7 protein-coding genes and 2 rRNA genes are annotated in these 11,787 nt (G+C 44.8%); 4 read left to right on the forward strand and 5 right to left on the reverse strand.

The window, feature by feature from the left end:
- Positions 1–25: 25 nt before the first annotated feature.
- Both GQR93_RS13095 and GQR93_RS13100 read right to left on the reverse strand, forming a co-directional pair.
- A 23S ribosomal RNA gene (locus GQR93_RS13095) occupies positions 26–2,945 on the reverse strand.
- 223 nt (positions 2,946–3,168) lie between these two features.
- Positions 3,169–4,742, reverse strand: a 16S ribosomal RNA gene (locus GQR93_RS13100).
- Together the 16S and 23S rRNA genes form the textbook arrangement of a ribosomal RNA operon.
- A gap of 481 nt (positions 4,743–5,223) precedes the next feature.
- On the opposite strand from GQR93_RS13100, the gene GQR93_RS13110 reads away from it, so the two are divergent.
- On the forward strand, positions 5,224–6,402 hold the full coding sequence (locus GQR93_RS13110; RefSeq protein WP_003550388.1) for a thiolase family protein: 1,179 nt from the start codon (positions 5,224–5,226) through the stop codon (positions 6,400–6,402).
- A gap of 87 nt (positions 6,403–6,489) precedes the next feature.
- On the opposite strand, the gene GQR93_RS13115 is transcribed toward GQR93_RS13110, so the two are convergent.
- A complete protein-coding gene (locus tag GQR93_RS13115; RefSeq protein WP_003550390.1) occupies positions 6,490–8,061 on the reverse strand; it encodes a hypothetical protein in 1,572 nt (523 codons plus the stop codon).
- 91 nt (positions 8,062–8,152) lie between these two features.
- Here GQR93_RS13115 and GQR93_RS13120 point away from each other — a divergent pair, with 91 nt between their 5' ends.
- The 3 genes from GQR93_RS13120 (at position 8,153) to GQR93_RS13130 (ending at position 9,358) form a co-directional block, all read left to right on the forward strand.
- Complete coding sequence (locus GQR93_RS13120) at positions 8,153–8,404, forward strand: CsbD family protein (protein WP_003550392.1); 252 nt, start codon at positions 8,153–8,155, stop codon at positions 8,402–8,404.
- A gap of 166 nt (positions 8,405–8,570) precedes the next feature.
- Positions 8,571–9,104 (forward strand): GNAT family N-acetyltransferase, encoded by a 534-nt coding sequence (locus tag GQR93_RS13125; protein ID WP_003550393.1) that lies wholly within the window; start codon positions 8,571–8,573, stop codon positions 9,102–9,104.
- 62 nt (positions 9,105–9,166) lie between these two features.
- A complete protein-coding gene (locus GQR93_RS13130; RefSeq protein ID WP_003550394.1) occupies positions 9,167–9,358 on the forward strand; it encodes a hypothetical protein in 192 nt (63 codons plus the stop codon).
- A 214-nt stretch (positions 9,359–9,572) separates the two neighbouring features.
- On the opposite strand, the gene GQR93_RS13135 is transcribed toward GQR93_RS13130, so the two are convergent.
- Both GQR93_RS13135 and GQR93_RS13140 read right to left on the reverse strand, forming a co-directional pair.
- The gene (locus tag GQR93_RS13135) at positions 9,573–10,718 is read right to left on the reverse strand and encodes a trans-sulfuration enzyme family protein (protein ID WP_035444130.1); all 1,146 of its coding nucleotides are present in this window, start codon (positions 10,716–10,718) and stop codon (positions 9,573–9,575) included.
- A gap of 464 nt (positions 10,719–11,182) precedes the next feature.
- Positions 11,183–11,746, reverse strand: coding sequence for a L,D-transpeptidase (locus GQR93_RS13140; RefSeq protein WP_003550398.1), 564 nt, complete (start codon positions 11,744–11,746; stop codon positions 11,183–11,185).
- Between the last annotated feature and the right edge of the window lie 41 nt (positions 11,747–11,787).

Raw genomic sequence — 11,787 nt, forward strand, 5'->3', positions numbered from 1 at the left:
TTCTGCCTTCAAACACCATTTCTACTTGGTTAAGTCCTCGACCGATTAGTATTGGTCCGCTCCGTGCATCGCTGCACTTCCACTTCCAACCTATCTACCTGATCATCTCTCAGGGGTCTTACTTCCATATAGGAATGGGAAATCTCATCTTGAGGCGAGTTTCACACTTAGATGCTTTCAGCGTTTATCTCATCCATACATAGCTACCCAGCGGTGCGCCTGGCGGCGCAACTGGTACACCAGCGGTATGTCCATCCCGGTCCTCTCGTACTAAGGACAGCTCCTCTCAAATTTCCTACGCCCGCGACGGATAGGGACCGAACTGTCTCACGACGTTCTGAACCCAGCTCGCGTACCGCTTTAATGGGCGAACAGCCCAACCCTTGGGACCGACTACAGCCCCAGGATGCGATGAGCCGACATCGAGGTGCCAAACCTCCCCGTCGATGTGGACTCTTGGGGGAGATAAGCCTGTTATCCCCAGGGTAGCTTTTATCCGTTGAGCGATGGCCCTTCCATACGGAACCACCGGATCACTAAGCCCGACTTTCGTCCCTGCTCGACCTGTCTGTCTCGCAGTCAAGCTCCCTTCTGCCTTTACACTCGTCGAATGATTTCCAACCATTCTGAGGGAACCTTTGGGCGCCTCCGTTACTGTTTGGGAGGCGACCGCCCCAGTCAAACTGCCTACCTGACACTGTCTCCCGCCACGCTAAGTGGCGCGGGTTAGAGTGTTCACACAGCGAGGGTAGTATCCCACCAATGCCTCCACCGAAACTAGCGTTCCGGCTTCAACGGCTCCTACCTATCCTGTACAAGCTGTGTCAACACCCAATATCAAGCTACAGTAAAGCTCCATGGGGTCTTTCCGTCCTGTCGCGGGTAACCTGCTTCTTCACAGGTATCTCAATTTCACCGAGTCTCTCGTTGAGACAGTGCCCAGATCGTTACGCCTTTCGTGCGGGTCGGAACTTACCCGACAAGGAATTTCGCTACCTTAGGACCGTTATAGTTACGGCCGCCGTTTACTGGGGCTTCATTTCTGGGCTTCGCCGAAGCTAACTCATCCACTTAACCTTCCAGCACCGGGCAGGCGTCAGCCCCTATACGTCATCTTACGATTTTGCAGAAACCTGTGTTTTTGATAAACAGTCGCCTGGGCCTTTTCACTGCGGCTGGCCATGTGGCCAGCACCCCTTCTCCCGAAGTTACGGGGTCATTTTGCCGAGTTCCTTAACGAGAGTTCACTCGCTCACCTGAGGATTCTCTCCTCGACTACCTGTGTCGGTTTGCGGTACGGGTAGTTGATGACTCACTAGAAGCTTTTCTCGGCAGTGTGACGTGGGTTGCTTCCCTACTTAAATTTCGGTCCTCATCACCACTTGTCAACCCGCCAAAAAGCATTTGACTCTTTGACTGACTCGTGGCTTGAACATGCCTTTCCAACTGCATGCACAACTTAGCCTCCTGCGTCCCTCCATCGCTCAAACATCATCAACTAGTACAGGAATCTCAACCTGTTATCCATCGCCTACGCCTTGCGGCCTCGGCTTAGGTCCCGACTAACCCTGGGAGGACGAGCCTTCCCCAGGAAACCTTAGTCATTCGGTGGATCAGATTCTCACTGATCTTTCGCTACTCATACCGGCATTCTCACTTCTAAGCGCTCCACCGGTCCTTGCGGTCCGGCTTCGTTGCCCTTAGAACGCTCTCCTATCACCTGAACAAAGTTCAGGTCCGCAGTCTCGGTAATATGCTTAGCCCCGGTAAATTTTCGGCGCGGGATCACTCGACTAGTGAGCTATTACGCACTCTTTAAATGGTGGCTGCTTCTGAGCCAACATCCTAGTTGTCTATGCAACTCCACATCCTTTTCCACTTAGCATATATTTAGGGACCTTAACTGGCGGTCTGGGCTGTTCCCCTTTCGACGATGGATCTTATCACTCATCGTCTGACTCCCGGATAAAAATCAATGGTATTCGGAGTTTATCTGAACTTAGTAACCCATGACGGGCCCCTCGTCCAAACAGTGGCTCTACCTCCATGATTCTACGTCCGAGGCTAGCCCTAAAGCTATTTCGGAGAGAACCAGCTATCTCCAAGTTCGTTTGGAATTTCACCGCTACCCACACCTCATCCCAGCACTTTTCAACGTACACGGGTTCGGCCCTCCAGTGCGTTTTACCGCACCTTCAGCCTGGACATGGGTAGATCACCTGGTTTCGGGTCTACAGCAACATACTTCAACGCCCATTTCAGACTCGCTTTCGCTGCGGCTCCGGCTTTAACACCTTAACCTTGCATGCAACCGTAACTCGCCGGTTCATTCTACAAGAGGCACGCTATCACCCATTAACGGGCTCTAACTGCTTGTAGGCACATGGTTTCAGGAACTGTTTCACTCCCCTTCCGGGGTGCTTTTCACCTTTCCCTCACGGTACTGGTTCACTATCGGTCACTAGGGAGTATTTAGCCTTGGGAGATGGTCCTCCCGGATTCCGACGACGTTTCACGTGTGTCGCCGTACTCAGGATCCTGAACTGAGGGTGCTGGATTTCACCTACGGGGCTATCACCCTGTTTCGCCAATCTTCCCAGATTGTTCGGTTATCCATCACTTTGGTAACTCAAATGTTCAGTCCTACAACCCCAATGAGCAAGCTCATTGGTTTGGGCTGTTCCCCGTTCGCTCGCCGCTACTGAGGGAATCGAAATTTCTTTATTCTCCTGTGGGTACTGAGATGTTTCAGTTCCCCACGTCTACCTCTACTCAGCTATGAATTCACTGAGCAGTAACAGTCGATTAAAACTGCTGGGTTTCCCCATTCGGAAATCTCCGGATCAAAGCTTACGTACAGCTCCCCGAAGCATATCGGTGTTAGTCCCGTCCTTCATCGGCTCCTAGTGCCAAGGCATCCACCATGCGCCCTTGATAACTTAACCTAAGTATCCTACGGATACTTTAGTTAATTGAGTATTTGCGATTTTTTACTTAGTTAACAAACTCAAAATAACGCGGTGTTCTCGGTTGAAATTGGATTATATCCAATTCAATAAATTACAGAAAATTAATATTATCTAGTTTTCAAAGAACCAAGTTTGAGAGTAGACCTCTCAAAACTGAACAAAACTTTCGACATTGTGTAGGTTTCCGAATTTTCCTTAGAAAGGAGGTGATCCAGCCGCAGGTTCTCCTACGGCTACCTTGTTACGACTTCACCCTAATCATCTGTCCCACCTTAGACGGCTGGCCCCCGAAGGTTACCTCACCGGCTTTGGGTGTTACAAACTCTCATGGTGTGACGGGCGGTGTGTACAAGGCCCGGGAACGTATTCACCGTGGCATGCTGATCCACGATTACTAGCGATTCCAACTTCATGTAGGCGAGTTGCAGCCTACAATCCGAACTGAGAACGGCTTTAAGAGATTAGCTTGACCTCGCGGTTTCGCGACTCGTTGTACCGTCCATTGTAGCACGTGTGTAGCCCAGGTCATAAGGGGCATGATGATTTGACGTCATCCCCACCTTCCTCCGGTTTGTCACCGGCAGTCTCGCCAGAGTGCCCAACTAAATGCTGGCAACTGACAATAAGGGTTGCGCTCGTTGCGGGACTTAACCCAACATCTCACGACACGAGCTGACGACAACCATGCACCACCTGTCATTCCGTCCCCGAAGGGAACGCCTAATCTCTTAGGTTAGCAGAAGATGTCAAGACCTGGTAAGGTTCTTCGCGTAGCATCGAATTAAACCACATGCTCCACCGCTTGTGCGGGCCCCCGTCAATTCCTTTGAGTTTCAACCTTGCGGTCGTACTCCCCAGGCGGAGTGCTTAATGCGTTAGCTGCAGCACTGAAGGGCGGAAACCCTCCAACACTTAGCACTCATCGTTTACGGCATGGACTACCAGGGTATCTAATCCTGTTCGCTACCCATGCTTTCGAGCCTCAGCGTCAGTTGCAGACCAGACAGCCGCCTTCGCCACTGGTGTTCTTCCATATATCTACGCATTTCACCGCTACACATGGAGTTCCACTGTCCTCTTCTGCACTCAAGTCTCCCGGTTTCCGATGCACTTCTCCGGTTAAGCCGAAGGCTTTCACATCAGACCTAAAAAACCGCCTGCGCTCGCTTTACGCCCAATAAATCCGGACAACGCTTGCCACCTACGTATTACCGCGGCTGCTGGCACGTAGTTAGCCGTGGCTTTCTGGTTGGATACCGTCACGATGTCAACAGTTACTCTGACACCCGTTCTTCTCCAACAACAGAGTTTTACGAGCCGAAACCCTTCATCACTCACGCGGCGTTGCTCCATCAGACTTTCGTCCATTGTGGAAGATTCCCTACTGCTGCCTCCCGTAGGAGTTTGGGCCGTGTCTCAGTCCCAATGTGGCCGATTACCCTCTCAGGTCGGCTACGTATCATTGCCTTGGTGAGCCATTACCTCACCAACTAGCTAATACGCCGCGGGTCCATCCCAAAGTGATAGCCGAAACCATCTTTTAAACAAAAACCATGTGGTTTTTGTTGTTATGCGGTATTAGCACCTGTTTCCAAATGTTATCCCCCGCTTCGGGGCAAGTTACCCACGTGTTACTCACCAGTTCGCCACTCGTCTTAATGTCAAATCAGTTAAATGCAAGCACTCAACTTCATTGACCAAGACGCGTTCGACTTGCATGTATTAGGCACGCCGCCAGCGTTCGTCCTGAGCCAGGATCAAACTCTCATCTTAAAATCAAAATGATCATTTGTGACTCATTGATTATTTTTTATTGTTACTAGCGAATTGACTTCGCAATTTGTTAATTGGCTTCGATTAAAATCGAAGCACCCTACACAATTTGTTTGTCGAAAATTTTATTCAGTTTTCAAAGGTCTACCTGCAAAACAACATTTAAATTTTAAAAGGATTTAAATGATCCAGTTTGATGAATCGTTGTTGTCCTGCGCTTCAAGCAACGAAATTAATTATATATCATCGAATCTTTTAAGTCAAGAAAAACTTTTTCGGAAGCGATTGGTATATGTTGTTCGTATCGAAGCAACGAATAATATATTACCAGCTATTTTAGAGAAGGTCAACAGTTTTTCCAAATTAATTTCAACTTTTCTTGAAAAAACTAAGAAAGCAGTAAAGTAAAGTCACATAACCACCTAAAACAGCCTGCTATATGTATACTAACACTTGAATACGGAAAAGGAGCCAGGAATCATTGGAAAAAATCGTAATCATTAATGCCAAACGAACACCTATCGGAAAATTAAACGGTGCGTTAAAAGATAAAAGCGCCGTTGAACTTGCTACCGAAGTCTCCAAAGCATTAATTAAAACTGCAAAGATACCAATTGAAGATATTAATCAGGTTATATTTGGCAATGCAATTCAAGCTGGCAATGGTCAAAACATTGCCCGACAGATCGAACTAAACAGTGGCCTTTCAGCTAAGACAACAGCTTTTACAATCAACCAAGTGTGCGGATCGGGTTTAAAAGCAATCCGCCAAGCTCAAATCGAACTTTTAATAGGAGGACACAAAACCATTTTAGCGGGTGGTACCGAAAGTATGTCCAACGTGCCATTTTTGAACATGAATCAACGGCAGCCAACCAAATTCGGTTCGTTCACCGTTTACGATGGTTTGGAACGTGATGGATTAACTGACGCATTCTCCAATCGTCCAATGGGAATAACAGCAGAAAACGTCGCTAAAATCTATCACGTCAGCAGAAAACAACAAGATCAATTTGCACTTGATTCACATCTTAAAGCCCAAGATGCCATTAATCACCATTATTTTGACGAAGAGCTTGTGCCGATTCAAACGACTAATAAGAAGAAAAGCACCCTCGTTAGTCAAGATGAATCCGTTCGCTTTGATACAAGCCTCGAAAAACTGTCAACACTTCCCCCTTCTTTTGAAACAAACGGCACGGTAACTGCGGGAAACGCTGCAGGGTTAAACGATGGTGCTTCAGCGCTGCTGCTAACCACCGAATCACATGCCAAACAGTTGAATCTGACTCCATTGGCAGAAATCATTGATTACGCCGAGCAGGGAATTGATCCTAATATTATGGGATATGCCCCTTATCACGCAATTAAGAAACTACTCACTAATCAAAAAATGCAGGTTACCGATATTGATCTCTTTGAAATCAACGAAGCTTTCGCATCACAATGTATTGCCGTTTCAAGAGACCTATCTATTCCTGAATACAAACTAAATATTAGTGGCGGTGCCATTGCACTTGGACATCCGCTAGGTGATTCGGGAGCACGCATTGTGACGACCCTGATCAATAATTTAAACCGTACAGGTCAAACATACGGGATCGCCTCCTTATGCATGGGCGGCGGCATGGGTTCAGCAATGCTAATTAAAAAGTATTAATCAGAAGCCGCAGCTTTACACAAAAGACGACGCCGACTTAAAAAATTTAAGTCACGCCGTCTTTTTAATTTTGTCATTCTTTTCCTATTACAACCTAACACGTTCACTTTCCGGCAATTCTTTAAAGAAAGAACTCTGATATAGCCAATAAAGCACTTTCTTTGTACTTTTAGACCGCAAGTCGTATGCCGAATCCAGTGATCGAAAGACCGGATCAGCTTTCATAAGGTGGCTAAACGCGCTCAGACTGTCTGCCTGCGTTAAGTTGGTATAATTGGCCATCCCTCTACCAATCAGCCCGGAGAAGTGTGCTACGTGGACGACAGCAATGTATTCTACGTGTTCTGTTAATGTTGTCGGCTTAACAGGGATCGTATCTGCCAGTGATGTTAAGTCAAAGGATAAATGTTGTCGGGCAAACAAAAGTGCCCGATTTCTGGCAAATGAGTAGTTTAGTAATAGAGGCAAAAGCAATTTTTTTAACATTCCGGTAAAGAGTTGATCAAAGGTTCCGTAATCAATTTCAATTTTTTGATGAAAATCATTAATAATCGGCTTGTGTAATGGTCCGAGGACATAGGAAAAAATCTGTTGGAAGTTTTGATTGTCAGCATTTCTCGTATGGGCAACATCACTTAAATCAAGAATTGCCATCTTTTCAGCACTTTTGACAATCGTTGCCGGTATCCCCATTTTTAAAAGAATAATTGTCTCGTTCATTTCAAGACTTGATGCAATAGCTGTCCGGTCGGTTGACGTCATCAGAGCTGGTATGCCAAGCAAATCATAGTTATCTACAGTCAACTGTTCCCTGCAGATCGCATACAACACTACTGATACCATCAAATCAATTAAACCTGTAACATCTCGCTTAATAAACTGCCTGACTGCATCCTTCAAGTGGTTATCAGCAAGCGAGCGGACAATTATCGGCGGCAAATCATGCTGGTCACTGAAATCAGGGCCATCGTCGCTACTATACTGAAATAAAGTTCGCCCACTGATTTGATATTGGGTCAAAAAACCGGAATCGTACTCATTAATCATGCCCTTAACAATATGGCTATCAGAAGTTGCTGTTAATTTCTTATAGGGAGAGACGTTCCTTAAATAACGATTAATGTGGGAAAACCAGGCGTCTGCCATCTGGGAAGCCTCTTTAATTGAGAATCCTGCAAGTCGATCCATAATGGTCGGCAAAAAACCACCTTCACCAGAAATTGCCTGGACAAAATGGATCACTGCGGTTTGATAGCCCAATGTGAATTGTCGTTCATCCCGGCTTTCTCCAAGGTAGGCCGCATAATTTCTCCCCGTAGCCTGATTCACAATTTCCGGCGTCTCCTCCCCGGTTGCCCATGCTATCATGAAAGAAAATTGATTAAAATTAATTGTCATTAAATCTTTAACAGCTGCCAAATAGCCCAATTGACTTGACTTTGCCATTTTAAATTCGGCAAGTGATAAACCTGCGTTCAATGGGTGATTCAAGGAACTGTGTGCGCCCCTTATGATACGTTCGGAATAGATCGTACTTTTTGCGTATGTATTTTCGCCAAGCAGTTTAGACACAACGGAGCCAAACAATCTGAAAGTCCTTTTTACCCCGGCAAGCTGATCAGATTTATGAGACTTGATTGAAGCATCATCTTTAACCATTTTTTCCTCCTTGCAAATTCAATTTATTCTAACACAAAGTGTTCCCTCAAAAAACAATCTTTAAAATTGCAAAGCCCCCTCTTAATTAGTTATGATAAACATAAGAAATACGAAAGGATGTGTCAAAATGGGCAAATTAAAAAACGAATCTGATAAAGTAGTTGGCAAAACAAAAGAAGGACTTGGTGAAGCAAGCGGCGACGACAAGATGAAGTTAAAAGGTAAGCTCCAAAATGCATCCGGTAAAGCAAAGGAAAAGCTTGAAGACGCCAAAGACAAAGTCGCTGAAAAAGCAAACGAATTCTTGGATAAGCATGAGAAGAACAATAAAGAAGACAACTAATTCTAGTTGTGAAGGTTGAAAGACGGCATCGATTGCAGCTTTCAACCTTTTTTCTTTTCTCACCCGTTTCTTCTTGCAATTAAAAAATCGATGCTCTATAATGCTCTTTCGTGCTAAGCAAATCTAATCATTCAGATTAGAAATAACAAAGAGGATGTGAGCATTGATGTCTGCAACATATTTACGTCAAGCAACGAATCAAGACCTTCCAGAAATCAGAAAAATTATTACGGATGCTAAAGCCTTTCTAAAGAAACAGGGAATCGACCAATGGCAGGACGGTTACCCAACCGATGAAGATTTGGAAACCGATGTTAAATTCGGCATTACCTACGTTCTAATTATCGACGGAAAAATTGCAGCAACCGCAGCCCTTCACCAAGGCCTCGATGTGAGCTACTTACAAATCCACGACGGTGAATGGTTAAACGGCGTTCACGGCAGATACACCGCAATTCATCGGATTGCCATGTCGGCAGATTTTCGTGGACAGCATTTATCAGAAAAAATGATTACCGGTTTAATTACCATTTCAAGTGTCCTAGGCTATAAAGACGTTCGAATCGATACACATCCCGATAACAAGGGCATGCAACATGTTATCACGACAAATGGGTTCACTAAACGGGGAACGATTTACATGGAAGAAAAGGATCATGAAGCATCCCCACGTTACGCCTATCAACTAATCATTGAATAATCGAAGCCGTTTCTTTTCTCTGTGTTTGCCTTGATGTACAATAATTTTATTGAGGTGATCTAATGGCACTTTCAGATGCAGATGTTAAAACAGCTTTAATTACAATGTATGTTATTGGCATTATTTGTTTGGGAATCACTTTCTTCTTACTCGATAAGGTCAACGGACAATTCTTCACCAAGTTTTCAACAGGATTAATTGTCATTGTTTTAATAATGGGTGTTATTCTTGTGAACTTGTTTAGTTTAAGTTGATTCTAAAGTTAAAAACCGAGCCGGCAATTTGCCGACTCGGTTTTTTGATTGGTATTTGGGACTGCTTTACTAGTCGGTTTGTTCCGCACACTTGTTCTAGGACTGTTTCTCAAAGCAGTATTCTACACATAAGGGATTCATTTCAAAAATCCAAACCCGGGATTCCCGAAATAAACGCCTTATGCTCCGAATACTAACCGCTTTGTTCCGCACACTATATTTTTTTAAACGCCTGATCCAAATCCGCGATTAAATCATCCGCGTCTTCCAAACCAACTGATAAACGGATCAATTCATCTTTGATACCCATTGCCAAACGATCCGGCTTTGGAATCTCAAAATGCGACATAAATGCCGGTACTTCTACTAAACTTTCAGCAGCGCCTAAACTAACCGCCAGAATAATTAATTGGAGGCTGTTAACAAATTTAGCAGCGTCCAGCCCATCCTTCAATTCAAACGACAAGACACCGCCGGCACCCCTTGCTTCATCCTTAATAATAGCGTAATCAATACTATTCTTATCAACGGTTGGATAATAAACCCTGCCGACTTTATCGCTTCGCTCCAAATACTTAATAATCTTTTTAGCATTTACAATATGGCGATCCATTCGTAAGTTAAGGGTTTGAATCCCACGTCGAAGCAAGTTTGCTTCCTGCGGTGCCAAAATAGCGCCAATACTATTTTGAAGGGTATAAACTTTATCACTTAGCTCCTTAGTCCTCGTAACAATAATACCGGCAGTCATATCAGAATGACCGCCCAGATATTTAGTTGCCGAATGAAGGACCAAATCAGCCCCCAAATCCAGTGGTTTTTGAAGATACGGCGTTAGAAAGGTATTATCCACGATAACCATTGCATCATGTTCATGGGCAACCTTTGAAATCTGCTTCACACTGGAAACTTTTAATAATGGATTTGTGACCGTTTCAAAATAAACCGCCTTGGTTTCCGGCGTGAACGCCTCTTCAAGTGCCTGAATATTTTGCGTATCCACTTCAGAAAACTTAATACCGCGTGGCTTCAAGAAATCATTCACCAATCGAAAGGTTCCACCATAAATATTATCGCCAATAATGATGTGGTCCCCTGGCTTAAACAACGAAAGTGCCGCGTGAATGGCCGCCATCCCGCTTGAAAAAGCAAATCCCCGATCACCATTTTCAAGTTCCGCACACACGTTTTCAACATTATCCCGAGTTGGATTTCCAGAGCGCTCATAGTCCCAACGTACATCTGAGCCCAATTTGGGATAACGATAAGTTGAAGAATTATAAATTGGCACATTAACAGCACCAGTATGGTTATCGTCCGGCTTGCCGCCACGGACTAATAATGTATTAAATTTAGTCAAAAAAAGCACCTCTACATATTGAATTATCTTATTAAGTTGATTTATTCAGGTTCACTTGGTTTACTCCGAACGTTAACCGCTTTGCTCCGCACACTCTTTTAGGACTGCTCCAAAAGACTGATCCCTGCCATACAAGGAACTAAATCCCACCTTCCAAATTCGGGAATGTTGAATTTAGTTTCTTGTACTCTGGGACCAACGCGTCTTTTTCCGCACACTCTTTTAGGACTGCTCCGTCAGCCACAAGCCTGCATACAAAACAATCGTCATAAAATTCCAGAAACGAGAATTTCCTGCCGCTTGCTTTGTACTCCGGCTTGTCCCAAGCTGACTCCGCACACTCTTTTAGGACTGCTCCGCCAAGCAGTACCGCACCATATAAGGGATCAACTTGAAAAATCCAAATTCGGGATTTCCCAAATTGACGCCTTATATTCCGGGCACTAACCACTTAACTTCGCACACTAATCTATAACGACTTTCGTTCCCATCGGCACTGTCCGGTTAATCCACTTTGCGTCAGGAATTGAAAGTCGGATACAACCGTGTGAGTTTGCCTTTTTACCCAAATGCTGAGCTTCCGATTTTATATACTGTCCCTCCGCATTGGTCGGTACAGTATGAAACAGGTAAATCCCGTGATCTTTCCATGATGTCCAATAATGAGCACCTTCACGTGAATCACCATTATAGAAGAAATTGCCTCGTTCCTGCTGGATGTGATAGGTTCCCTTCGGGGTAGAATGATGAATTCCAGTTGATGCATACATCGTATATAGGACTCGGTGTTTTGGACTCATGACATAAACGCGTTGCTTTTTCAGCGAAACTTGCAAAAACCGTCCATTATTAGTCGTAATCTTAGGATACGGCTTGTTTTGAGACGGCTTTTTCCAATTAATCACTTTTACGCTTCTATTCTTTTCCGAGTCGGTCCGATGATGACTATCAGCGTGATCACTGCCACAACCGGTAAGCAAGAGGGCCAAAACTATTGCGGTAATGATTTGTAAATATTTTCGCATCATATCTCACTCTCAATAACAGTCTGAATTCATTATATCATCAT

It is taken from the genome of Lentilactobacillus hilgardii, assembly GCF_009832765.1.
Taxonomy (GTDB): Bacteria; Bacillota; Bacilli; order Lactobacillales; family Lactobacillaceae; genus Lentilactobacillus; species Lentilactobacillus hilgardii.

Bases quoted from the DNA above. Each gene is read 5' to 3' on its own strand.
- GQR93_RS13115 (WP_003550390.1), bottom strand. From the start codon at position 8,061: ATGGTTAAAGATGATGCTTCAATCAAGTCTCATAAATCTGATCAGCTT.
- GQR93_RS13120 (WP_003550392.1), top strand. From the start codon at position 8,153: ATGATAAACATAAGAAATACGAAAGGATGTGTCAAAATGGGCAAATTA.
- GQR93_RS13125 (WP_003550393.1), top strand. From the start codon at position 8,571: ATGTCTGCAACATATTTACGTCAAGCAACGAATCAAGACCTTCCAGAA.
- GQR93_RS13130 (WP_003550394.1), top strand. From the start codon at position 9,167: ATGGCACTTTCAGATGCAGATGTTAAAACAGCTTTAATTACAATGTAT.
- GQR93_RS13140 (WP_003550398.1), bottom strand. From the start codon at position 11,746: ATGATGCGAAAATATTTACAAATCATTACCGCAATAGTTTTGGCCCTC.